This is a genomic window from Pseudomonas sp. NPDC079367, assembly GCF_044542195.1.
GTDB lineage: Bacteria > Pseudomonadota > Gammaproteobacteria > Pseudomonadales > Pseudomonadaceae > Aquipseudomonas.
In genome coordinates, this window is record NZ_JBITTW010000004.1 from 32,547 (window position 1) to 55,832 (window position 23,286).

Below are 23,286 nucleotides of genomic sequence, written 5' to 3' on the forward strand. Positions count from 1 at the left end.
CACCAGGTTTTCGAAATTGCCGCCGGTAGCGCCAGTGATGGTGGTGCTGACGGTGCTGCCATTGTTGTACACGTCGTTGGCCGCTGTCGGCACGTTCACGGTGCCGATGGTCTCACCAGCTGCAATGGTAATGGTGGAGCCGTTGGACAGGGTGACGGTCACCGGGGTTTGCGCCGGGTTGGTCAAAGTCGCGGTGTAAGTGATCTGACCGCCTTCAACGATGTTGTTGGTCGCGGTCAGGGTCAGGCCAGTGTCATCGACCGAGTCGGTAATGGTGGTGACCGCAGGCGTGTTGCTTGGCACCAGGTTTTCGAAATTGCCGCCGGTAGCGCCAGTGATGGTGGTGCTGACGGTGCTGCCATTGTTGTACACGTCGTTGGCCGCTGTCGGCACGTTAACGGTACCAACGGTTTCGCCAGCCGCAATGGTAATGGTCGAGCCGTTCGACAGGGTGACGGTCACCGGGGTTTGCGCCGGGTTGGTCAGCGTCGCGGTGTAAGTGATCTGACCGCCTTCGACGATGTTGTTGGTCGCGGTCAGTGTCAGGCCGGTGTTGTCGACCGAGTCAGTAATCGTGGTGACTGCTGGTGTCGCGTTCGGCACCAGATTTTCAAAGTTGCCGCCGGTAGCGCCCGTGATCGTGGTGCTGACTGTAGTGCCATTGTTGTAAACGTCATTGGCCGCTGTCGGCACGTTAACGGTGCCAACGGTTTCGCCGGCTGCAATGGTGATGGTCGAGCCGTTCGACAGGGTGACGGTTACCGGGGTTTGCGCCGGGTTAGTCAGGGTCGCGGTGTAAGTGATCTGACCGCCTTCGACGATGTTGTTGGTCGCGGTCAGGGTCAGGCCGGTGTTATCGACCGAGTCGGTAATGGTGGTAACGGCTGGTGTCGCGTTCGGCACCAGATTTTCAAAGTTACCGCCGGTAGCGCCGGTGATCGTGGTGCTGACTGTAGTGCCATTGTTGTAAACGTCATTTGCCGCTGTCGGCACATTGACGGTGCCAACGGTTTCGCCGGCTGAAATGGTGATGGTCGAACCGTTCGACAGGGTGACGGTCACCGGCGTCTGCGCCGGATTGGTCAGTGTCGCGGTGTAAGTGATCTGACCGCCTTCGACAATGTTGTTGGTCGCGGTCAGTGTCAGGCCGGTGTTATCGACCGAGTCGGTAATGGTGGTAACGGCTGGTGTCGCGTTCGGCACCAGGTTCTCGAAGTTGCCGCCGGTAGCGCCCGTGATCGTGGTGCTGACTGTAGTGTCATTGTTGTAAACGTCATTGGCCGCTGTCGGCACGTTGACGGTGCCAACGGTTTCGCCGGCTGCAATGGTGATGGTCGAGCCGTTGGACAGGGTGACGGTCACCGGCGTCTGCGCCGGATTGGTCAGTGTTGCGGTGTAAGTGATCTGACCGCCTTCAACGATGTTGTTGGTCGCTGTCAGGGTCAGGCCGGTGTTGTCGACCGAGTCAGTAATCGTGGTGACTGCTGGTGTCGCGTTCGGCACCAGATTTTCAAAGTTACCGCCGGTAGCGCCGGTGATCGTGGTGCTGACGGTGCTGCCATTGTTGTAAACGTCATTGGCCGCTGTCGGCACATTGACGGTACCGGTCGTCTGACCAGCGCCGATGGTGATGGTCGAACCGTTCGACAGGGTGACGGTCACCGGAGTTTGCGCCGGGTTAGTCAGCGTCGCGGTGTAGGTAATCTGGCCACCTTCAGTCACGCTCGAGCCAGCCGTCAGAGTGACGGTAGTGGTATCGACGGTGTCGGTGACTTGCGTGGTCGCCGGAATGTTCGGCGGGGTCACGGTGATGCCGTTGCCGCCGGTGGTGCCGGTGACGGTCACGTCGATTTGGGTCTGGTCGTTATAGACCGTGTCGTTCGGTGCCAGCGGCACGTTGACGGTGCCAATGGTGGCGCCGGCCGGGATGACGATCACTGCGCCGTTGGACAGGTTAATGGTCAGGTCAGTCAGCGGCGCCTGGGTCAGGGTCGCGGTGTACACAAGCACGCCGCCCGCTTCGGTGATAGTCGGCGTGGCGCTGAGGCTCAGGGTCGAATCACGCAGCGCATTGGTGGTGGTATCGGTGGTCAGGCCGCCGGTGGTGTCCTGCGCAGCTTGCGCGGCAGAATTGATGCCCGCCGTGGGGAAGCCAATGGTCGGATCGACGCGGCCAGCGGTGGCGTCGAGCATGACGAAGCTGTGACCACCGCCGGCAGCACCGCCGGTACCTGCGGCAGTCGGGCCTGCAGCGGTGGATTCAAGCGCGGTGGTCGGGTCGACGCCGGCGGCGATGGCTTGCTGCAGTTCTTCAACCGATGGCGCAGCTTGCGCGGTGGCTTCGGCCAGGTCGGTGCTGGAGTCGGGCGCATTGGCGCTCCACTGCGTATCGCGACCCAGGTCAAGGGTGCGGCCATCGGCCAATTCCAGCGACACGGCGCCGGACAGACCGGTGTCGATCTGATCGCCAACATACAGGCGATCGCCTTCAACGAGTACGCGACGCACGCCCTCTGGGGACACCACGAAAACCTGACCGACAATGCTTTTGACGACGGCAACAACACTGCTCATTGAAGACTCTCCGGGGTGTCACATCAGTTGACTTCCATGGACCTGACGGGCGTCGGCGCCACTTCAGTCTGGACGTACTTTCTATAAATGGATAACTTATTGGCGCTGTATTTCCGTCAATAATCTGGCTATAAATTATCGCGATTAACTTTATGCCAAACTATTGACCTTCTGGGAGCCATCCTAAACAATCGCCCCACTAATGTCACATTGATATTTCCGCGGCGACCTGTCCTTCAGCGTGTCATCCAGTTCCTCTTTTGAACTTTCCGACATACGGTCTTTCGGGTTGCCATCATCCGACGCAGCGCCACGTTTTTGCTGTGATTCAAGACAAGAAGTTCTGGGAAATTCCAACCATGCGTTCGCTTTTGCTCCTTGCCGCTCCCTTCGCCCTCGCCGCCTCTTTTGTACAAGCACAATCCTTACCAGAAGCCATGCAACAGGCGCTGGATGTCCATCCGGAGATTCAGGCGGGGGTTAACAGTCGATTAGCGGCGGATTACCAGCTGAAGGCGGCGAAGGGCGGATACCTGCCCAAGGTTGATCTGCTGGGCGGTTACGGTCGTGAGGGCACCGATAGCGTGACGACCCGAGCGAACAGTGGCGGTAATCACTGGGAGACGTTAACCCGCAGCGAGTCAAGTTTACGTCTCTCGCAAATGGTTTTTGACGGTTTTGCGACCTCCAACGAAGTTGCGCGTCAACAAGCCAACGTCAGCTCACGCGCCTACTCGCTGCTTGGCACTTCCGAGCGCACCGCGCTGACCGTCGCCCAGGTTTATCTGGACGTGCTGACCCGCCGCGAATTCGTGCGTCTGGCCGAGGAAAACCTCAAAAGCCACCAGCGCATCTATGACCAGATCCAGTTGCGCACCCAGCGCGGCGTGGGCAGTGGCGCCGATCTTGATCAGGCCGAAGCGCGGATGGCCCAGGCCCGCAACAACCTGATCACCGAGCAGACCAACCTCGCCGACTCGGAAACCAATTTCCTCAGCGCCGTGGGTCAGATGCCCGATCAACTGGAGCGCCCGGCGCCGTTCATGGCAATGATGCCGGCCAACCTCAACGAGGCCCGCGCACAGATGCTGGAAAATAGCCCGATCCTGCGTTCCGCCGAGTCGGATATTGCCGCTGCCGAGAAGCAGTTCGCCACGGCCAAATCGACGTTCTACCCACGCTTCGACGCCGAACTGGGCCGCACCGCCGACAACGATCTTGACGGCCAGAATGGCCACAACAACGAGTGGCAGGCCATGCTGCGCATGCGCTTCAACCTGTATTCCGGTGGCAGCAACAAGGCTGATCTGGAATCCAAGTCGTACCTGGCCAATCAGGCGCTGGACATCCGCAACAACGCTTTGCGCCAGTTGAACGAAGAGCTGGGCCTGGCCTGGAACGCCCTGAACAACGCCAACGCGCAGGTGCCGATCGCCCAGCAATACGTCGATCACAGCACCTCGGTGCGCACCGCCTACCAGCGTCAATTCAGCCTCGGCGAACGCACCCTGCTGGACTTGCTCGACAGCGAAAACGAACTGTTCACCGCCTCGCGCCGTCTGGCGGAAATCAAAAACGTCCAGTTATTTACTCAGTACCGAATCAAGGCGACCATGGGCCAATTGCTCAAAAGCCAGGGAGTGGTCGCGCCGTTGGCATCCGTTGTGCAGAACGACGTGAAGCCCAAGGTTCAGCTGCCTGGGATGAACTGAGTTATCCCTTCCAACTGTTAAAGAGTGTCGAGCGTGGAATCAGAAGTCAGTCGAGTTCAACTCAGCCATGATCCACGCGCGTTGCACGACGATCCGCTGCTGGATGGTCTGCTCGCCCTGTGCATGCTGCACCAGAAGCCTGCCAGCGCGGCGATGCTGACCACCGGCCTGCCGCTGCCCAAACAACGTTTGAGTGTCGAGTTGCTGCCACGCGCAGCGGCCCGCGCCGGGCTGCAGGGGCGGGTGTTGCAGCGCAAGCTCGAAGAGATTCCGGCGATCGCCATGCCCGCGCTGTTGCTGCTCAAGGATGGCCGCAGCGCCGTTCTGCTCGGCTGGCAGGGCGACAACGATGCGCGAGTGCTGCTCAGCGAAAGCGATGGCGGCGAATCGGTGGTCAGCCGCGAACTGCTGAGCGACGATTACACCGGCAAAGTGTTCTTCGCTCAGCCGCAACACAAATTCGACGTCAACCACGGCACGCTGATCCCTCGCGCACGCTCGTGGTTCCGTGACACCCTCAAGCGTTCGCGCTGGTTGTACGCCGATGCGATCGCGGCGAGTTTCCTGATTAACATCATCGCCATGGCCGCGCCGCTGTTCGTGATGAACGTCTACGACCGCGTGGTGCCGAACCAGGCCGAAGCAACCCTGTGGGTGCTGGCGCTGGGCATTACCGGCGCGTACATCTTCGACCTGATTCTGAAAAGCCTGCGCAGTCTGTGCCTGGACCTGGCCGGCAAGAAAACCGACCTGATCATCTCGGCGACGCTGTTCGAACGCATCGTCGGCATGGCGATGAAATACCGCCCGGCGCGGGTCGGCAGCTTCGCGCAGAACATCCATGAGTTTCAGAGCCTGCGCGACTTTCTCGCCTCGCTGACCCTGACCAGCCTGATCGACCTGCCGTTCACCATTCTGATTTTCATCGTCATCGCCATTCTCGGCGGGCATCTGGTATGGATTCCGGTGCTGGCGTTCCCGATTGCCCTGCTGATCGGCTACGCCTTGCAGAAGCCCTTGATCGCGACCATGGAGCGGACCATGGCACTGGGCGCCGAGCGCCAGTCGAGCCTGATCGAAACCCTCGCCGGCCTCGACGCGGTCAAGGTCAACAACGCCGAAAGCGAGCGCCAGTATCAGTGGGAGCAGACCATCGGCACCCTTAGCCGCCTCGAGCTGCGAGTGAAAATGCTTTCCGGTCTGGCGATGAACATCACCCTGCTGATCCAGCAACTGGCGGGGGTGATCATGATCGTCTTCGGCGTCTACCAGATCATCGCCGGTAACCTGAGCATGGGCGGGCTGATTGCCTGCTACATGCTCAGTGGCCGCGCCCTCAGCCCGCTGGCGTCGCTGTCCGGCCTGCTCACGCGCTATCAACAGGCGCGGGTGACCATGACTTCGGTCGACCAGATGATGGAGCTGCCGCAGGAGCGCAACTTCGAGGAGCGCCCGCTGAGCCGCAAGGTTCTGCAGGGTGCGATCGAATGCCGTCAGCTCAGCTTCACCTATCCGGACCAGCAGAACCCGGCGCTGAAGAACATCAACCTGGTGATCCGTCCCGGCGAGAAGATCGGCATCATTGGCCGCAGCGGTTCGGGCAAGAGTTCGCTGGCGAAACTGCTGGTGGGCCTGTACCAACCGGACGACGGTGCCTTGCTGGTCGACGGCGTGGACATCCGTCAGATCGACGTCAGCGAACTGCGCTACAACATCGGGTACGTGCCGCAGGACATTCAGCTGCTGTCCGGCACCCTGCGTGACAACCTGGTGTCCGGCGCGCGTTACGTCGAAGACGAGCTGGTGCTGCAAGCCGCCGAACTGGCCGGCGTCCACGAATTCGCTCGTCTGCATCCGCAGGGTTACGAGCTGCAAGTCGGCGAGCGCGGGCAGAACCTGTCCGGCGGCCAACGGCAGAACGTCGCGCTGGCCCGGGCGCTGTTACTCAATCCGCCGATTCTGCTGATGGACGAGCCGACCAGCGCGATGGACAACACCGGCGAAGAACGCCTCAAGCAACGCCTCGCAGCAGTGATTGAAAACAAGACCGTGGTGCTGGTCACGCACCGGGCATCGCTGTTGTCGCTGGTCGATCGCCTGCTGGTAATCGATCGCGGGCAGATTCTCGCCGACGGCCCGAAAGCCGCCGTGATGGAAGCGTTGAAGAAGGGGCAGATCAGTGTTGCTTAAGTCCGGTGTCAAGGAGTCGATCCGTCGCTACTTCAAGGGCTCTGCCTCGCTGCAGGGTCAGCCGCTGCCAGAGGTCAACAAGGCGCTGATCGAAGACGCACCGCGCGTTGTGCGCCTGACCATCTGGGCGATCATCGGCTTCTTCGTGTTCCTCATGCTCTGGGCCAACTTCGCCGTGATCGACGAAGTGACCAAGGGCGACGGCAAGGCGATTCCGTCTTCCAAGATCCAGAAAATCCAGAACCTGGAGGGCGGTATCGTCGCCGAGCTGTTCGTCAAGGAAGGTCAGATCGTCGAGGCCGGCGCGCCGTTGATCCGTCTCGACGACACGCGTTTTGCTTCCAACGTTGGCGAAACCGAAGCTGATCGCCTGTCGATGCTACTGCGTGTCGAGCGCCTGAGCGCGGAGGTCGATGATCGTCCACTGAATTTCCCCGAGGACGTGCTCAAAGCCGTGCCCGGTCAGGCGAAAAGCGAAGAGTCGCTGTACATCAGCCGTCGTCAGCAGTTGCACGACGAAATCGGTGGTTTGCAGGAGCAGTTGATCCAGCGTCAGCAAGAGCTGCGTGAGTTCAGCTCCAAGCAAGCGCAGTACCGTCAGCAACTTGGCTTGCAGCGTCAGGAAATCAACATGTCCGAGCCCTTGGTGGCGCAGGGCGCGGTCTCGCCGGTGGAAGTACTGCGCCTCAAGCGCGCCGAAGTGGAAACCCGCGGCCAGCTCGACGCGACCACGCTGGCCATCCCGCGCGCGGAATCGGCGATCAAGGAAGTGCAGCGCAAGATCGACGAAACCCGTGGCAAATTCCGCAGTGAAGCGCTCACTCAACTCAACGAAGCACGCACCGATCTGAACAAGGCCCAGGCCACCGGCAAGGCGCTGGAAGACCGCGTCAGCCGTACGCTGGTCACCTCGCCAGTGCGCGGCATCGTCAATAAACTGCTGGTCAACACCATCGGCGGCGTGATCCAGCCGGGCAGCGACATGGTTGAAATCGTACCGCTGGACGACACCCTGCTGGTCGAAGCCAAGATCCGACCGCAGGACATCGCCTTCCTGCATCCGGGGCAGGAAGCGATCGTCAAATTCACCGCCTATGACTACACCATTTACGGCGGGCTCAAGGCGCAGCTTGAGCAGATCGGCGCCGACACCATCACCGACGAAGACAAGAAAACCACTTATTACGTGATCAAGGTACGCACTGAGCGCAGCCATTTGGGCACCGATGAAAAGCCTTTGCTGATCATCCCGGGGATGGTCGCTTCGGTGGATATCATCACCGGCAAGAAGTCGGTGTTGAGCTATTTGCTGAAGCCGATCATTCGGGCGCGGGCTGAGGCGTTGCACGAGCGCTAGGTCTTCAGCGCGGCTTGCGGCCTCTTCGCGAGCAAGCTCGCTCCCACATTGGTCCTTAACCGAACACAAAATTTTCGGTCACTGGAGATCAACTGTGGGAGCGAGCTTGCTCGCGAAGGCGTCAGTCGGATCGATGCATCTGTCAGTAAGTGACAAAAACCGTCACTCATCATTCCGCCCATCCCTCACCATTCGCCATATCGTTATTCAATAACGGTATTTAGCCTCCAGTTTTTATAGCTATAAATTCATCTCCCTGCGTACCTGCCGACCAATCGGCGCGCCGCACGACCTGAACCGACACGCAATCGAGCGTGAGTGTCTGATCGACGAGCGCGCCCTTGGGCGCGCCGTGCGTGGGAGATGGAAAGATGTCCACAGCTACTGCCACCCAGAGCGCCGCGACCGCCGCGCCGCAAACCTTTGAGATTCGCCCGTTCAGCGGTGCCGTCGGCGCCGAAATCGTTGGCCTCGACCTGAGCCGACCGGTCAATGACGAGGATTTCGCGCGCATTCACCGCGCGCACCTGGATCACCACGTCGTGGTGTTCCGCGACCAGCAGATCACCCCGCAACAGCAAATCGATTTCAGCCGCCGTTTCGGCGTGCTGCAGATCCACGTGCTCAAGCAATTCCTGCTGGCCAATCATCCGGAAATTCTCATCGTTTCCAACATCATCGAGAACGGCCAGAACATCGGTCTCGGTGACGCCGGCAAGTTCTGGCATTCCGATCTTTCCTATAAAGAGCTGCCAAGTCTCGGCTCGATGCTGCACGCCCAAGAGCTGCCCGCCGAGGGCGGCGACACGCTGTTCGCCGACATGCACAAAGCCTGGGACGACTTGCCCGCTGCGTTGCGCACTGCGGTCGAAGGACGTTCCGCTGCGCATTCCTATACCGCGCGCTACAGCGAAACCAAGTTCGAAGGCAACTGGCGCCCGACCCTGACCCCTGAACAGTTGGCTCAGGTCGCCGAAGTGGTGCACCCGGTGGTGCGCACTCATCCGGAAAACGGCCGCAAGGCCTTGTTCGTCAGCGAAGGCTTCACCACGCGAATTGTCGGTCTGCCGGAAGACGAAAGTCGTCAGTTGCTCGGCGAACTCTTCGCCCACAGCGTGCTGCCGCAAAACATCTACCGCCATCAGTGGGAACCACATGACCTGGTGTTTTGGGACAACCGCTCGCTGATCCACCTTGCCGCCGGCTGCCCTGCGCATCTGCGCCGCAAGCTGTATCGCACGACCATTCAGGGCGACGCGCCTTTCTGATTTGCCGGAGAAAGATCATGAACGCCCCTTTGCCAGGCCACGCGGCCAGCAACCCGATCGCCCGCAGCGAAGCCTTGCTGGCCGTCGATCACGTCAGCCTTGAATACCGCACGCCGCAGCGAGTGGTGCGCGCTACCCATCAAGTCAGTTTCGCCGTCGACCCGGCTGATCGTTTCGTCCTGCTCGGCCCGTCCGGTTGCGGGAAATCGACCTTGCTCAAGGCGGTCGCCGGGTTCATCCAGCCTTGCGAAGGCGAGATCCGCCTGCAAGGCCAGCGCGTCGATGCGCCGGGGCCGGACCGCATTGTGGTGTTTCAGGAATTCGACCAGTTGCTGCCGTGGAAAACCGTCAAGCAGAACGTGATGTTCCCGCTGCTCGCCTCGCGCACCTTGAACAAGAAAGAAGCCGAAGAGCGTGCGTTGCATTATCTGGAAAAGGTCGGCCTCGCAGCATTCGCCGACGCCTATCCACACACCTTGTCCGGCGGCATGAAAGCACGGGTGGCGATCGCCCGGGCCTTGGCCATGCAGCCGAAAATCCTCTTGATGGACGAACCCTTCGCTGCACTCGATGCGTTGACTCGCCGCAAGATGCAGGAGGAATTGCTGCTGCTCTGGGAGGAGGTGCGCTTCACCCTGTTGTTCGTCACCCATTCGATTGAAGAAGCCCTGGTGGTGGGCAATCGCATTCTCTTGCTGTCACCCCATCCGGGCCGCGTGCGTGCCGAAGTGCACAGCCATCAATACGACCTGCACAGCCTCGGTGGCGCGGCGTTTCAGGAATCGGCACGACGCATTCATCGTCTGCTGTTCGATGAGGGCCAGGCGCCCGAGACCGAACGCGAGCATGACTTCAACGACATTCGCATCGCCTATTGAGCGGCCAGGAGGACTACCCGATGAGCCATTCATCATCCGTGCGTGAGGAATTCGAAACCGTGCTCGAGCCGCTGACTGCAGTGCCGGTCGAGCGCGAGCTGCCGCTGAGCACGCGGTTATGGCAACAAGGCTGGCTGCGCAAAGGTTTGATCCTGATCGTCCTGGCGATCATCTGGGAAGTGGTCGCGCGCATTCAGAACAACGACCTGATGCTGCCGGGTTTTCTGCAAACCGCGCATGCCTTGTTCGACGGGCTGCTCAGTGGCGAGCTGTTGGCCAAGGTGTGGATATCTTTGATGGTGCTGATCAAGGGTTATCTGATCGGCATCGTCCTCGCGTTCGCTCTGACGACATTGGCGGTCTCGACCCAGTTGGGGCGTGACTTGCTCAGTACGATGACTTCTATGTTCAACCCGTTACCGGCGATTGCCCTGCTGCCGCTGGCGCTGCTCTGGTTCGGATTGGGCCAGAACAGCCTGATTTTCGTGCTGGTGCATTCAGTGTTGTGGGCGCTGGCGCTCAACACTTATGCCGGATTTCTCGGCGTCTCCGAAACGCTGCGCATGGCCGGGCGCAACTATGGCCTGAAGGGTTTGCGCCTGGTCCTGTTCATCCTGATTCCGGCGGCGCTGCCGTCGATTCTTGCGGGTTTGAAGATTGGCTGGGCGTTCGCCTGGCGCACCTTGATCGCCGCCGAACTGGTGTTTGGCGCGACCAGTGGCAAGGGCGGGCTGGGCTGGTACATCTTCCAGAATCGCAATGAGCTGTATACCGACAAGGTGTTTGCCGGGTTGGCGGTGGTGATTCTGATTGGTCTGCTGGTGGAAAATCTGGTGTTTGACACCCTTGAGCGTGTGACGGTGAAGCGGTGGGGTATGCAGCGCTGACCTGAAAAGATCGCAGCCTTCGGCAGCTCCTACAAGCAAATGCGATCCTCTGGTAGGAGCTGCCGAAGGCTGCGATCTGTTGATCTGCTAGCATTGCGCCCGAATCAATTGAGATCAGCCAAGAGTGCTCAGCATGCAACTCCCGGACATGAACCTTCTGGTCGCCCTCGACGCCTTGCTCGACGAAGGCAGTGTGGTCGGCGCGGCGCGGCGGATGAACCTCAGTCCGGCGGCCATGAGTCGCACCCTGACGCGGATCCGCGAAGCCATCGGCGATCCGATACTGGTGCGCGCCGGGCGTGGTCTGGTGCCGACACCCAAAGCCCTCGAGTTACGCGAACAGGTGCGAGATGTGGTCGAACAGGCGGCGCTGCTGTTCCGTTCGGCCGACAGCGTAGAGCTGGGCACCCTGCGGCGGCGTTTCAGCATCCGCGCCAATGATTTTTTCGTCGGCGTCTACGGCGGCAAACTGTTCGATACCCTCGATCAACTGGCTCCGCATTGTGAATTGCGCTTCGTCCCGGAAGGCGATGGCGACGATGAGGCGCTGCGCGAAGGGCGCATCGATCTGAGCGTCAGCAACACCCGACCGCTCACGCCGGAGGTGAAGGTGCAGAACCTGTTCTCTACACATTTCGTCGGCCTGGTGCGCGAGAACCATCCGCTGCTCGACGGCGAAATCACTGCCGAGCGCTACGCCGGTTTCTCCCACATCAGCATGTCCCGCCGTGGCATCGCTCGCGGCCCGATCGATACGGCGTTGAATGCGTTGGGGCTGGAGCGCCGGGTGGCGGTGATCGCGCCGAGTTTCCACGCGGCGATGTTTGCCTTGCCCGACTCCGACCTGATCCTGCCGGTGCCTAAAGAAGCGCTGCTCAGCGTGCGGCGGCTGGGCTTGAAACTGCGCTCATTCGACCTGCCGATTCCGCTGCCGATGCTGATGCTGACCCAGGCCTGGCACCCACGCTTCGACAAGGATCCGGCGCATCGCTGGCTGCGCGAAACCCTCAAGACCTGCTGCGATGAAACGTGGCTGGCGGCACAGCCCTAAAAAAAGCAAAGCAAAAGATCGCAGCCTTCGGCAGCTCCCACACTGGAATGCATTTCACCTGTCGGAGCTGCCGAAGGCTGCGATCTTTTGCTTTTGATATTTGTGTTTAATGCACTTATAACCTGCCGATAAGTCAATTTTCGTCAGCATCAAGCCCCACTAAAATGCTCCGGTATTTTCACCCCCGGAGTTTTCATTCATGACATCCCTGACGGTCACGGCGCCTCTCGCCGCGACCAGCCCGGCGACGGCGGTTGCGCCACCGGTGTTCGGGGCGCGGATCATCATTGGTCTGGTCGGCGTGCTGTTGGCCGTGCTGGTCTCGGGCCTCAACGAGATGGTCACCAAAGTCGCACTCGCCGATATTCGTGGCGCGCTGCACATCGGCTATGACGAAGGCACCTGGCTGGTCGCCAGTTACACCGCCACGTCGGTTGCGGCCATGGCCTTCGCGCCGTGGTGCTCGGTGACCTTCTCACTGCGCCGTTTCACTCTTTGCGCCATCGGCCTGTTTACGTTGCTCGGGGTGCTGTGCCCGTTTGCCCCGAATTACGAAAGCCTGTTGTTGATGCGCATCCTCCAGGGTCTGGCCGGCGGTGCACTGCCGCCGATGCTGATGACCGTCGCGCTGCGCTTTTTGCCGGCGAACATCAAACTGTACGGACTGGCCGGCTACGCGCTCACCGCAACGTTTGGCCCGGGACTCGGCACGCCGCTGGCCGGTCTTTGGACTGAATACGTCGGCTGGCAATGGACCTTCTGGCAGATCATCGTGCCGTGCCTGATCGCCATGGTCGCCGTTGCCTACGGCTTGCCGCAGGATCCGCTGCGGCTGGAGCGGCTCAAGTCATTCAACTGGAAAGGCCTGCTGCTGGGCTTTCCGGCGATCTGCATGCTGGTCATCGGCCTGTTGCAGGGCAATCGCCTGGACTGGTTCGAGTCGAATCTGATCTGCGCCTTGCTCGGTGCCGGTTCGCTGCTGTTGGTGGCGTTCATGATCAATGAATGGTCGCAGCCGATTCCGTTTTTCAAGCTGCAGATGCTCGGCATCCGCAACCTGTTGTTCGCCCTGATTACCCTCGCCGGCGTGCTGATCGTGCTACTGGCGGTGGTGCTGATTCCGTCGAGCTATCTGGCGCAGGTACAAGGTTATCGTCCGGCGCAGACCGCACCGATCATGCTCATTGCTGCGTTGCCGCAGCTGATTGCGCTGCCGTTGGTGGCGGCGCTGTGCAATTTGCGCTGGGTCGATTGTCGCTGGGTGCTCGGCATCGGTCTGGGCATGCTCACGTTGTCCTGTCTGGGCGGTTCGCACCTGACCTCGGCTTGGATTCGCGATGATTTCTATGTCCTGCAATGGCTGCAGATCTTCGGTCAGCCGATGGCGGTGTTGCCGCTGTTGATGTTGTCGACCGGCAGTATTTCGCCGATGGAAGGGCCGTTCGCGTCGGCGTGGTTCAACACCGTCAAAGGTCTTGCCGCAGTGGTTGCCACCGGCGTGATCGAAGCGCTGACCACATCGCGCCTGCATTTCCATTCGACCATGTTGGTCGACAGCCTCGGCAATTCGCCGCTGGCCGATCACAGCGATCCGGGCCTTGCCCACCGCTTGCACGAGCAAGCCGTGGTGCTGACTTCGTCCGATCTCTACGTGTGCATGGCCGGCGTCGCCGTGGCGTTGATTCTGTTGATTTTCTGGCTGCCCACGCGGATCTATCCGCCGCGCGCGCCGACCTGATCGCTGCACTGAAACTGAAGGTTTTTTATGACTCAATCCAAGCAAAAACTTGCGGTGGCCGTGGCTGCCGCGCTGGCGGTGGGCGTGCTGGTGTATCTGGCGATGCCCGGGCTGTTCGGCCAACGCACCGAGCAGACCACCAACGACGCCTTCGTCTGCGCCGACTACACGCTGGTGGTGCCGCGCGTGGCCGGGTTCATCAAGCAGGTGCTGGTCGAAGACAACCAACAGGTCAAGGCCGGGCAGTTGCTGGCGCTGATCGATGACCGTGATTTGCGCGCGGCGGCGGAAGCGGCGGATGCGCAAACCCTGGTCGCGCGGGCGCAGTTGCAGAACGCCAACGCGACCCTGGAGCGGCAGGCTTCGCTGATTGCTCAGGCGCAGGCTGCAGTGGTCTCGGCGAAAGCGCAAATGGCCTTTGCGCAACAGGAACTGAACCGCTACAACCACCTCGCCGGTGTCGGCGCCGGCACCGTACAGAACGCGCAGCAGGCGCGCACGCGCATTGATCAGGCGTCGGCGCGTCTCGATACTGCGACGGCGAAACTTGCGGCCGAACGCAAGCAAGTCGAGATTCTCACCGCTCAGCGCAACGCCGCCGAAGGCAATCTGAAACACGCGCAGGCGGCGCTGGAGATCGCCAGCTTCAACCTGTCCTACACGCGCATCACTGCGCCACAGGACGGCATGATCGGCGAGCGCGCGGTGCGTGTTGGCGCTTACGTCACGCCGGGCAGCAAATTGCTGGCAGTAGTGCCATTGCAGCAGGCCTACGTGGTGGCCAATTTTCAGGAAACCCAGTTGACCGATGTGCAGCCCGGGCAGGATGTGCAAGTGCGGGTCGACAGCTTGGGCGGTGAAGCCCTGACTGGCCGCGTCGAGAGCATTGCGCCGGCAACTGGCGTGACCTTTGCGGCGGTGAAACCGGACAACGCGACGGGCAACTTCACCAAGGTTGTGCAGCGGATTCCGGTGAAGATCGTGCTGGAACCGGGCCAGCCACTGGCCGAGCGGTTGCGGGTGGGGATGTCGGTGGAGGCGAGTATTGATACCGCCAGCTCAAAGGCGTCCGGGCGCGAGGTAACGCAGCGATGATCGGTGTTGAATCGGCTGGCGCCTACGCGAGCAGGCTCGCTCCCACAGGGACAACGCATTGCAGAATGTGGGAGCGAGCCTGCTCGCGAAAACGCCAGTGGCAGCAGCTAACCTTCAGTGCCTTGCTCACAATGAGTCTCACCGCCTGCACTGTCGGCCCAGACTTCCAGAAACCCGAAGCCCCTCAGCCTGCCGACTGGGCCAAACCCGCCCGGTCCGCCCCGAGCCAGGCCGTTAGCGAACCCCTGAACGAACGCTGGTGGGAAACCTTCCACGACCCGCAGCTTTCCGCGCTCACCCAACGCGCGCTGAACAACAACCTCGACCTGCAACTGGCCAGCAGCCGCCTGCAACAAAGCCGCGCCGCGCGCCAGGTAATCACCGCCGAGCGTTATCCGAACAGCGCCGCCAGCGGCAGCTACACACGTAAACGCAACAGCGGCGAAGGCTTGAACGATCCATCGGGAAATAACGGCGACGAGGCGTTCAACCTGTGGGATGCCGGTTTCTCTGCCTCATGGGAACTGGATTTCTGGGGTCGCGTGCGCCGTGAAACCGAAGCCGCTGACGCCAATCTCGAAGTGGCGGAAAACGATCGTCGCGGTGTGCTGCTGACCGTTCTCGCCGATACCGCGCAAAATTACATTCAGCTGCGCGGCGTGCAGAATACCCGCGCCGTCACCGAGCAGAATCTCGATGTCGCCCGGCATAGCCTGAAGCTTTCGCAGCTGCGTCTGGCTGACGGGGTGGCGACCGATCTCGACGTCGCCGAAGCCGCCGCGCAAGTCGCCGCCATCGAAGCACGGCTGCCAGCGCTTGAGCAGCGTCAGGCGCAACTGATCAACGCGATCAGTCTGTTGATGGGCGAGCCGCCGCAGGCACTCGCTCAAGCATTGTCCAAAGACGCGGCAGTGCCGCAGTCGCCGCTGCAAGTCGCGATCGGCCTGCCGTCGGAACTGGCCGAGCGCCGCCCGGATATCCGCCAGGCCGAAGCGCATCTGCACGCCGCCACCGCCAACATCGGTGTGGCCAAGGGTGATTTCTATCCGCGCATCACGTTGTCCGGCAACTTCGGATCGCAGGCGATGCAACTGAGCGATTTCGGCTCCTGGGGCTCGCGCGCCTTCGGCATCGGCCCGCAATTCAGCCTGCCGCTGTTCGACGGCGGTCGCCTGCGCGGCATGCTGCAACTGCGCGAAGCCCAGCAACAGGAAGCGGCCATCGCCTACCAGCAGACTGTGCTGCGCGCCTGGCATGAAATCGACGATCAACTGACCGCGTACAACGCCAGCCAGCGCCGTCGCGACAGCCTCGCCGAAGCCGTGCGCCAGAACCGCATCGCCCTGCGCACTGCGCAGCAGCAATACGTTGAAGGCGTGGTCGATTTCGTCAACGTTCTCACCGTGCAAAGCGCCTTGCTCGCCACGCAGGAACAATGGGTGGAAAGCTCGACCGGCGTTTCCCTGGCGATGGTCGGTTTGTACAAGGCGTTGGGCGGCGGATGGCAATCGGTCTACCCGGCAGCGCACCTGGCCGCAGGCTCGCCGGATGTCGCCAGACCCTGAACCGCAGCGACAGCTATGATCAACTCCACTGCAGTAAACGGCGCAACGCCGGACCTGGACTGCAGAGGAGTTGCATCATGGAAAATCCGCAGCACAGCTTACCGGCCCTGTTCAAACAACTCGGTCTCGCTGACGACCCGACCGGCATCGACCAATTCATCGCCAGCCATTCCCCGCTCAAGCCGGGATTGCATCTGGCCGACGCGTTTTTCTGGACAGCAGGTCAGGCGCAGTTTCTGCGCGAGGAGATTCTGGATGATGCGGACTGGGCGGAAGTGGTGGATCAGTTGAATGTCTTGTTGCGCAAGGGACGGGCTGATTACTTCGGCTGAGGCCAAGTCCGTGCCGTATGCACCAGCGCCATGATCCAGACGGCATCTCTCTCCGTTTGATAGACAAGACGGTAACTGGGATGCGGAATCAGCTCACGCGTACCGGCAATGATGCCGGCACGGCCAATCAACGGATTGTCGGAAAGGCTATGAACCGCATCGCTGAAGCGCAGATCCATTTCGATGGCCGCTCTTGGGTTGGCGGCCTGCAGGTAGTCCCAAATGTCTGCACGATCCTGTGCGGCAACTGGCGTCCATATGATTCTCATAGGTGATCTTCTGCCTGCCTGCGCTTTGCCGCGAACGCTGCTTCTACGTCTTCGGTGTTCAATCCGTCTCCGGCACGTACGGATTCCCGAGCGATTTCAACCTTGCGTTGCAGGAACGCTTCATATTCGCGGGCCTCTCGCTGGGTTTGAACATACTGACGCATCATGTCTCGCATGATTTGCGACGCCGGCCGGTGTGCCGCTTCGGCTTCCGCCATGAACTCCTCCCGCAGTTCCGGCTCCAGTTTCATTGTGAAAACGGCTAGTTTTGACATGTTGGGCTCCTGAATTTGGTGATGACAACGTATATACCTTGTCAGTATCGAAGGAGATAGCTTTGAGTCAGATAGGGCGACTAACGGAGAGATTTGTTTCAATACTTGACTGAAATTCCTCTCCAATGCGATATTGATAGTTAGCAAACTAACAGTGTCCGTTATCCCGTGTCCGATTCCCTCGACAGTCTCCAGATGAACATCAGCAGCGCCATGGTGGTGGCCGCCCGGCATTGGCGGAAGATCTGCCAGACCACGCTGGTCAACTACGGAATTTCCGAAGCCTGCGCCGTGCCCTTGTTGATGATCGGGCGTTTGGGCGAGGGCGTGCGTCAGGTGCAAGTCGCCCAGGCTGCGGGGATGGAGAGTCCTTCGCTGGTGCGGTTGCTCGATCAGCTGTGCCATGCCGGCTACGTCTGTCGCACCGAAGATGCTCAGGATCGCCGCGCCAAGTGCCTGAGCCTGACCGATACCGGCCGCGAGCTGGTGCAAGCGGTCGAAGCCGAGCTGGTGCGCTTGCGCCACGAGGTGCTGGAAGGCATCGAGCGCAGTGATCTGGAAGCTACGCTTCGGGTACTGAGGGCTTTTGAGGCGGCGAGTTCGCCTGTGGTGGTCAATTCTTGAACGGTTTTTTCACCGGCATGCCGCCGGCCCGTGACTGGTTTTACGGGGTCCGTACTTTTGCAGCGTCGATGATTGCGCTGTACATCGCCTTGCTCATGCAAATGCCGCGTCCGTATTGGGCGATGGCCACGGTGTACATCGTCTCCAGCCCGTTTCTCGGCCCGACCAGCTCCAAAGCGCTGTACCGCGCGGCGGGCACTTTCCTGGGCGCGGCGGCGGCGGTGCTGTTCGTGCCGATGTTCGTGCAGAGCCCCTATGTGCTGGTGGTGGTCATTGCCTTGTGGACCGGCATCTTGTTGTTCATGTCCCTGCATCTGCGCACCGCCAACAGCTATGCGCTGATGCTGGCCGGTTACACCTTGCCGCTGATTGCCCTGCCGGTGGTGGATAATCCGCTGGCGGTGTGGGACGTGGCCGAGGCGCGTACCGAAGAGATTTTCCTTGGCATCGCCGTCGCTGCGGTAGTCGGTGCGATGTTCTGGCCGCGACGGCTGGCGCCGGTGTTCAACGATGCGGTGAGCAAGTGGTTCGCCGATGCGACGAGCTACAGCCTGAAGTTTCTCAGCCGCGATGTGCAGCCGGAAGAAGTCACCGCGCTGCGCATGGCCATGGTCGCCAATTTCAACAGCCTCGAATTGATGATCGGCCAGTTGCCCCACGAAGGCGCGCGGCCACAAACCGTGCGTAACACCAAGGAACTGCGCGGGCGGATGATTCACCTGTTGCCGGTGATCGATGCCCTCGAGGATTCGCTTTACGCCCTCGAACGCCGCACCCCGGAACTGGTGGAGAAATTCCAGCCGTTGCTGACCGCGACCCGGGAATGGCTGGGCTACGCGGACGCCAATCTCGAGCGCTGGCAAGCACTCAGAGATCAACTCGACGCACTGCAACCAAGCGCCGAAGCGCTGGAGGAGCGCAAACAGTTGCTGTTCTCCAATGCGATCTACCGCCTCGGTGAGTTCATCGATCTGTGGCAGGACTGCCGCAGCCTGCAGGATGCGATCCTGTGCGAGCGCCAGGACAGCTGGCGTGCGGTCTATCGGCACTGGCGCCTCGGCCGCTTGACGCCGTTCATCGATCGCGGGCTGATGCTGTACTCGGTGACCTCGACCATTCTGGCGATCATCGTCGCTTCGGTGCTATGGATCCTGCTCGGCTGGCCGGATGGCGGCAGCGCAGTGATTCTGGCGGCGGTGGCGTGCAGCTTCTTCGCCTCGATGGACGATCCGGCGCCGCAGATTTACCGGTTCTTTTTCTGGACCGGGATGTCAGTGCTGTTCGCCAGCCTTTATCTATTTCTGATTCTGCCCAACCTGCATGATTTCCCGATGCTGGTGCTGGCGTTCGCCGTGCCGTTCATTTGCATCGGCACGCTGACGGTGCAGCCGCGTTTCTACCTCGGCATGCTGCTGACGCTGGTCAACACTTCCTCGTTCATCAGTATTCAGGGTGCCTACGACGCGGATTTTTTCGCCTTCGCCAACTCCAACCTCGCCGGGCCACTGGGGTTGTTGTTCGCTTTCATCTGGACGCTGGTGGCGCGACCGTTCGGTGCCGAGCTGGCGGCCAAGCGTCTGACCCGGTTCAGCTGGAAAGACATCGTCAGCATGACCGAACCGGCCAGCCTCGCCGAGCATCGGCATTTGGGCGTGCAGTTGCTTGATCGGCTGATGCAGCACCTGCCGCGTCTGGCCCTGACCGGTCAGGACACCGGCATCGCCATGCGTGAAGTGCGTGTCGGTCTGAACATGCTCGATCTGCTTGCCTACACCCCGCGCGTTACTGGCGTGCCAAACGCCCTGTTGCGACAAGTGGTGGGCGAGGTCGGCGAGTATTTTCGCGCCTGCCTCAAAGCCGACGAACGCCTGCCGGCACCGAGCGGTCTGCTGATGACACTTGATCGTACCCGCCGTGCGCTGAACGGCGAGGGCGACGATGAAACCCGTCGACACCTGTTGCACGCTCTGAGCGGTCTGCGTCTGGCCTTGCTGCCCGGCGTTGAGTTCGTCTCCAGCGCCGAACCCGAAGAACCGCTGCCCGATGGAGCGCCCCTATGATCGGTGATCTGGATATCAGCGGCATTTTCCTGCCGACCCTGCTGGTGCTGATGGGCATTACTTACGTGCTGTTTTTGCTGGTGCATGGCGTGCTGCAACGCCTGCACTTTTACCGTCTGGTCTGGCACCGGGCATTGTTCAACGTGGCGCTCTACGCCGTGCTGCTGTACGGCGTGGACTCACTCAGTCGATACCTGATGACATGAAAAAACCGTTTCTGACCATCGGTCGCGTGGTCCTGACCCTGCTGATCGTGACTTTTGCCGTTGTCCTCGTCTGGCGCATGGTGATGTATTACATGTTCGCGCCATGGACCCGTGACGGCCACATTCGCGCCGACATCATCCAGATCGCCCCGGACGTGTCCGGGTTGATCCAGCAGGTCGAGGTAAAGGACAACCAGTTGATCAAGCGTGGCCAGGTGCTGTTCAGCATCGATCAGGACCGCTTCAAACTGGCCCTGCGCCAAGCCAAGGCCGCCGTTGCCGATCGCGAAGAAACCCTCGCCCAGGCCCAGCGTGAAGCCAAGCGTAACCGTGGCCTCGGCAATCTGGTGCCGGCCGAGCAACTGGAAGAAAGCCAGTCGCGGGTGGCGCGAGCGCAATCGGCGCTGGCCGAAGCGTTGGTAGCGGTCGACAGTGCACAGCTCAACCTCGATCGCTCGGTAATCCGCAGCCCGGTCGACGGTTACGTCAATGACCGCGCGCCGCGTCCGCAGGAGTTCGTCACCGCCGGGCGTCCGGTGTTGTCGGTGGTCGACAGCAACTCCTTCCACATCGACGGCTATTTCGAAGAAACCAAACTTGACGGTATTCATGTCGGGCAATCGGTGGATATCCGCGTGATCGGCGACAGCGCGCGATTGCGCGGGCATGTCGAAAGCATCGTCGCCGGCATCGAAGACCGCGACCGCACCAGCGGCAGCAACCTGCTGCCCAACGTCAACCCGGCGTTCAGTTGGGTACGCCTGGCGCAGCGGATTCCGGTGCGCATCGCTTTTGATGAGGTGCCGGCCGACTTCCGCATGATCGCCGGGCGTACCGCCACCGTGTCGATCATCGACGACCAGCATGAGGAGCCGCAGCCATGAGCAGGGCCTGGTTGATCGCCGGGTTGGGCGTGATGCTCTCGGCCTGTCAGATGGTCGGCCCGGATTATCAGGTGCCCGTCGACGCGGCGGTGCAGCGCAAGGACATTCAGGGCGAGCTGGCAGTCGCCGGCAAACCGGTGGTGTCGGCACCCGTCCCGGCGGACTGGTGGCGGCTGTATAAAGACCCGCGCCTCGATCAACTGGTGCAGCAGGCCATGGCTTCCAATACCGACCTGCGCGTGGCGGCGGCGAACCTGTCGCGGGCACGTGCTCAGGTGGATGAAGCCGAGGCCGCTGGTGGCTGGAGCGGCGGGGTGAAAATGGGCGCGCAACGTTTGCAGGAATCCGGTCAGGCGTTCCTGCTGCCGGAGAAAGTCCCGGTGGCCAACATCGCCGATATTGGTATCAGCGCTTCGTACCAGTTCGACCTGTGGGGCACCTTGCAGCGCGGCATCGAAGCGGCCAAAGCTAATGCCGATGCGACTCAGGCCGCCGCCGATACCGCACGCATCACTCTGGTGGCGGATGTGGTTCGTGCTTACACCCAGGTCTGCGCTGCCAATGAAGAGCGGGAAATCGCCGAGCATTCTCTCGACCTGCAATCGCAAAGCACCACGCTGATCCAGCGTCTGCGCGATGCCGGGCGTGGCGACGAGACCCAGGTCACCCGTTCGCAGACCCAATTCAAATCCCTGCGCGCCGACTTGCCGCGCTATGAAGCAGCGCGTCAGGCCGGGCTGTTCCGTCTGTCGATGCTGCTGGCCAAACCGGTCGAACAGTTGCCGGCAGGTACCGCCAGTTGCGCTGAGTTGCCGAAGATCGCGCAACTGGTGCCGGTCGGTGACGGCGCTGCGCTGCTCAAGCGCCGTCCCGACATTCGTCAGGCTGAACGGCGCCTCGCGGCGGCAACCGCCGGCATCGGCATTGCCACCGGCGAGCTGTACCCGGACATCAGCATCGGCGCGACCATCGGCACCGTCGGCATCATTGATGACCTCGGCGATCCGTCGACCAACCGCTGGGGCTTCGGCCCGTCGCTGAGCTGGAAAGTACCGACCAACGGCGCCCGTGCGCGCATTCGTGAAGCCGAGGCCAACACTCAAGGCGCGCTGGCGCATTTCGACGGCGTGGTGCTCAACGCCATCCGCGAAACGCAGACCGGTCTGGCCCAGTACAGCGCGCTGCTGCAACGCCGCGATGCGCTGGCCGAAGCCGAGCAGTCGGCGAAGCTCGCCGCCGAGCAGACGCACCGTTTCTTCCAGGCCGGCCGCGAGTCGTTCCTCGCCGATCTGCAAGCGACGCGAACCTATACCGATGTCACCGCGCAACTGGCCGCGGCCAACACCCAAGTCGCGATGAGCCAGATCGATTTGTTCCTGGCGCTGGGCGGTGGCTGGGAAAGCGGACGAACGAACACCTCGGGCGCCAGCAAACCCTGAGGCCATTGCTATGCTTTGAAGTGTTGGAGGGGCGCCCCGTGCCAAGCGCTCCGCCAATGCACATTGCTCGTGCTGGCCCAGGGGAAACCAATAATGAAGAACCCTTACGCTCTCGGCTTCTGGTGCGCTCTGGTCGCACTGGTGCTGCTCTCGGCCACGTATTTCTACGGAATCATGCTGGCCCATCAGATCGACACGGCAATGATCTTCCTCGACAGCGCCGTTGCGCTGATCGCAGTGATGGCGATCGTCGTCGTTGCGTGGACCTCGATTCAACTGCAGCGGGTCAAGAAGCGCCAGCTCGAACGCGGCAAGATGCTCGTGCTGATCTGGGACACCAAAGTCGCCCTGCGCCGGGTCGAAACCGTGTTCGATCGTTACTTCTGGGGCAGTTACTGGCAGCCCGGGCGAACCTTCGCCGAAGTCATGGGCGAGCTCACCGGCACGCCGCTGGAAAAAAGCCTCGAAGCCCTGAAGAAGCAATGTCTGGAACTCGACAAGCAGATCGCCGATGAAGGCTGGCACTGGCTGAACAATGCCCGTGAGCTGTCCGACGTCGCCACGGCCATGGCCCGAGAGCGCTATCAACTGGATTTCTGCGATGTGCGCGCAGATGCCAATGGCGGGGCGGTGATCGATCGCGACTTTGAAGTGCTGGTGTATACCTGGACGGCGCGGTTGAAGAGCTTTGATCATCAGCTCGATGAAATCGAGGTTCAATATTCCTGAAATCCAAAGATGCAGCCTTCGGCAGCTCCTACAGGAGAATCGCATTCCAAATGCAGGAGCTGCCGAAGGCTCGGGCCGCGATCGGACGATCTTTTTGCTCTCCCAAGTGTCCATAGACACTCTTTTAACCTTTAAACATTGGGCCGTCCGCCA

The 23,286-nt window shown here is 61.2% G+C and carries 20 protein-coding genes; 17 read left to right on the forward strand and 3 right to left on the reverse strand.

Annotated elements, in window-relative coordinates; translation table 11 throughout:
- The coding region (locus ACIGDJ_RS07400) for a retention module-containing protein (RefSeq protein ID WP_397504530.1) at positions 1-2,574 on the reverse strand (2,574 nt) is incomplete at its 3' end.
- Positions 2,575-2,933: 359 nt separating this feature from the next.
- Between ACIGDJ_RS07400 and ACIGDJ_RS07405 the strand changes: the two genes are divergently transcribed.
- The 11 genes from ACIGDJ_RS07405 (at position 2,934) to ACIGDJ_RS07455 (ending at position 16,647) form a co-directional block, all read left to right on the forward strand.
- Positions 2,934-4,286, forward strand: coding sequence for a TolC family outer membrane protein (locus ACIGDJ_RS07405; RefSeq protein WP_101157108.1), 1,353 nt, complete (start codon positions 2,934-2,936; stop codon positions 4,284-4,286).
- Between the two features lie 33 nt (positions 4,287-4,319).
- A complete protein-coding gene (locus ACIGDJ_RS07410; RefSeq protein ID WP_101157089.1) occupies positions 4,320-6,476 on the forward strand; it encodes a type I secretion system permease/ATPase in 2,157 nt (718 codons plus the stop codon).
- A complete protein-coding gene (locus ACIGDJ_RS07415; protein WP_101157087.1) occupies positions 6,466-7,833 on the forward strand; it encodes an HlyD family type I secretion periplasmic adaptor subunit in 1,368 nt (455 codons plus the stop codon). Before ACIGDJ_RS07410 ends, ACIGDJ_RS07415 begins: the two co-directional genes overlap by 11 nt.
- A gap of 371 nt (positions 7,834-8,204) precedes the next feature.
- Positions 8,205-9,101, forward strand: coding sequence for a TauD/TfdA dioxygenase family protein (locus ACIGDJ_RS07420; protein ID WP_397478596.1), 897 nt, complete (start codon positions 8,205-8,207; stop codon positions 9,099-9,101).
- A 17-nt stretch (positions 9,102-9,118) separates the two neighbouring features.
- Entirely contained in the window at positions 9,119-9,979 is an 861-nt protein-coding gene (locus ACIGDJ_RS07425) for an ABC transporter ATP-binding protein (protein WP_312998342.1), read from the forward strand.
- 20 nt (positions 9,980-9,999) lie between these two features.
- Positions 10,000-10,866: an ABC transporter permease gene (locus ACIGDJ_RS07430; protein WP_397478595.1), complete on the forward strand. Its 867-nt coding sequence runs from the start codon at positions 10,000-10,002 to the stop codon at positions 10,864-10,866.
- Between the two features lie 133 nt (positions 10,867-10,999).
- Positions 11,000-11,917 (forward strand): LysR family transcriptional regulator, encoded by a 918-nt coding sequence (locus tag ACIGDJ_RS07435; protein WP_016772273.1) that lies wholly within the window; start codon positions 11,000-11,002, stop codon positions 11,915-11,917.
- Between the two features lie 199 nt (positions 11,918-12,116).
- A complete protein-coding gene (locus ACIGDJ_RS07440) occupies positions 12,117-13,655 on the forward strand; it encodes an MFS transporter (protein ID WP_397478594.1) in 1,539 nt (512 codons plus the stop codon).
- 27 nt (positions 13,656-13,682) lie between these two features.
- Positions 13,683-14,750 carry an HlyD family secretion protein gene (locus ACIGDJ_RS07445; RefSeq protein ID WP_397478593.1) on the forward strand — a complete coding sequence of 356 codons (1,068 nt, stop codon included), beginning with the start codon at positions 13,683-13,685 and terminating at the stop codon, positions 14,748-14,750.
- On the forward strand, positions 14,747-16,315 hold the full coding sequence (locus tag ACIGDJ_RS07450; RefSeq protein ID WP_397478592.1) for an efflux transporter outer membrane subunit: 1,569 nt from the start codon (positions 14,747-14,749) through the stop codon (positions 16,313-16,315). The genes ACIGDJ_RS07445 and ACIGDJ_RS07450 overlap by 4 nt, the downstream gene beginning before the upstream one ends.
- A gap of 77 nt (positions 16,316-16,392) precedes the next feature.
- On the forward strand, positions 16,393-16,647 hold the full coding sequence (locus tag ACIGDJ_RS07455; protein ID WP_397478591.1) for a DUF2789 domain-containing protein: 255 nt from the start codon (positions 16,393-16,395) through the stop codon (positions 16,645-16,647).
- On the opposite strand, the gene ACIGDJ_RS07460 is transcribed toward ACIGDJ_RS07455, so the two are convergent.
- Complete coding sequence (locus tag ACIGDJ_RS07460) at positions 16,635-16,916, reverse strand: type II toxin-antitoxin system RelE/ParE family toxin (RefSeq protein WP_397478590.1); 282 nt, start codon at positions 16,914-16,916, stop codon at positions 16,635-16,637. The two genes, ACIGDJ_RS07455 and ACIGDJ_RS07460, sit on opposite strands and share 13 nt — an antisense overlap.
- Positions 16,913-17,191 (reverse strand): antitoxin of toxin-antitoxin stability system, encoded by a 279-nt coding sequence (locus tag ACIGDJ_RS07465; RefSeq protein WP_397478589.1) that lies wholly within the window; start codon positions 17,189-17,191, stop codon positions 16,913-16,915. Before ACIGDJ_RS07465 ends, ACIGDJ_RS07460 begins: the two co-directional genes overlap by 4 nt.
- 195 nt (positions 17,192-17,386) lie before the next feature.
- On the opposite strand from ACIGDJ_RS07465, the gene ACIGDJ_RS07470 reads away from it, so the two are divergent.
- The 6 genes from ACIGDJ_RS07470 (at position 17,387) to ACIGDJ_RS07495 (ending at position 23,133) form a co-directional block, all read left to right on the forward strand.
- Entirely contained in the window at positions 17,387-17,815 is a 429-nt protein-coding gene (locus ACIGDJ_RS07470) for a MarR family winged helix-turn-helix transcriptional regulator (RefSeq protein WP_016772266.1), read from the forward strand.
- Positions 17,812-19,875, forward strand: coding sequence for an FUSC family protein (locus tag ACIGDJ_RS07475; protein ID WP_397478588.1), 2,064 nt, complete (start codon positions 17,812-17,814; stop codon positions 19,873-19,875). The genes ACIGDJ_RS07470 and ACIGDJ_RS07475 overlap by 4 nt, the downstream gene beginning before the upstream one ends.
- A complete protein-coding gene (locus ACIGDJ_RS07480) occupies positions 19,872-20,081 on the forward strand; it encodes a DUF1656 domain-containing protein (protein WP_016772264.1) in 210 nt (69 codons plus the stop codon). The genes ACIGDJ_RS07475 and ACIGDJ_RS07480 overlap by 4 nt, the downstream gene beginning before the upstream one ends.
- Positions 20,078-20,965, forward strand: coding sequence for an efflux RND transporter periplasmic adaptor subunit (locus ACIGDJ_RS07485; protein WP_397478587.1), 888 nt, complete (start codon positions 20,078-20,080; stop codon positions 20,963-20,965). The genes ACIGDJ_RS07480 and ACIGDJ_RS07485 overlap by 4 nt, the downstream gene beginning before the upstream one ends.
- Positions 20,962-22,404: an efflux transporter outer membrane subunit gene (locus tag ACIGDJ_RS07490; protein WP_397478586.1), complete on the forward strand. Its 1,443-nt coding sequence runs from the start codon at positions 20,962-20,964 to the stop codon at positions 22,402-22,404. The genes ACIGDJ_RS07485 and ACIGDJ_RS07490 overlap by 4 nt, the downstream gene beginning before the upstream one ends.
- Before the next feature lie 93 nt (positions 22,405-22,497).
- Positions 22,498-23,133, forward strand: coding sequence for an NADH:ubiquinone oxidoreductase subunit N (locus ACIGDJ_RS07495; RefSeq protein ID WP_101157062.1), 636 nt, complete (start codon positions 22,498-22,500; stop codon positions 23,131-23,133).
- Positions 23,134-23,286: the final 153 nt, after the last annotated feature.

Bases quoted from the DNA above. Each gene is read 5' to 3' on its own strand.
- ACIGDJ_RS07405 (WP_101157108.1), top strand. From the start codon at position 2,934: ATGCGTTCGCTTTTGCTCCTTGCCGCTCCCTTCGCCCTCGCCGCCTCT.
- ACIGDJ_RS07420 (WP_397478596.1), top strand. From the start codon at position 8,205: ATGTCCACAGCTACTGCCACCCAGAGCGCCGCGACCGCCGCGCCGCAA.
- ACIGDJ_RS07425 (WP_312998342.1), top strand. From the start codon at position 9,119: ATGAACGCCCCTTTGCCAGGCCACGCGGCCAGCAACCCGATCGCCCGC.
- ACIGDJ_RS07430 (WP_397478595.1), top strand. From the start codon at position 10,000: ATGAGCCATTCATCATCCGTGCGTGAGGAATTCGAAACCGTGCTCGAG.
- ACIGDJ_RS07435 (WP_016772273.1), top strand. From the start codon at position 11,000: ATGCAACTCCCGGACATGAACCTTCTGGTCGCCCTCGACGCCTTGCTC.
- ACIGDJ_RS07440 (WP_397478594.1), top strand. From the start codon at position 12,117: ATGACATCCCTGACGGTCACGGCGCCTCTCGCCGCGACCAGCCCGGCG.
- ACIGDJ_RS07445 (WP_397478593.1), top strand. From the start codon at position 13,683: ATGACTCAATCCAAGCAAAAACTTGCGGTGGCCGTGGCTGCCGCGCTG.
- ACIGDJ_RS07450 (WP_397478592.1), top strand. From the start codon at position 14,747: ATGATCGGTGTTGAATCGGCTGGCGCCTACGCGAGCAGGCTCGCTCCC.
- ACIGDJ_RS07455 (WP_397478591.1), top strand. From the start codon at position 16,393: ATGGAAAATCCGCAGCACAGCTTACCGGCCCTGTTCAAACAACTCGGT.
- ACIGDJ_RS07460 (WP_397478590.1), bottom strand. From the start codon at position 16,916: ATGAGAATCATATGGACGCCAGTTGCCGCACAGGATCGTGCAGACATT.
- ACIGDJ_RS07465 (WP_397478589.1), bottom strand. From the start codon at position 17,191: ATGTCAAAACTAGCCGTTTTCACAATGAAACTGGAGCCGGAACTGCGG.
- ACIGDJ_RS07470 (WP_016772266.1), top strand. From the start codon at position 17,387: ATGAACATCAGCAGCGCCATGGTGGTGGCCGCCCGGCATTGGCGGAAG.
- ACIGDJ_RS07480 (WP_016772264.1), top strand. From the start codon at position 19,872: ATGATCGGTGATCTGGATATCAGCGGCATTTTCCTGCCGACCCTGCTG.
- ACIGDJ_RS07485 (WP_397478587.1), top strand. From the start codon at position 20,078: ATGAAAAAACCGTTTCTGACCATCGGTCGCGTGGTCCTGACCCTGCTG.
- ACIGDJ_RS07490 (WP_397478586.1), top strand. From the start codon at position 20,962: ATGAGCAGGGCCTGGTTGATCGCCGGGTTGGGCGTGATGCTCTCGGCC.
- ACIGDJ_RS07495 (WP_101157062.1), top strand. From the start codon at position 22,498: ATGAAGAACCCTTACGCTCTCGGCTTCTGGTGCGCTCTGGTCGCACTG.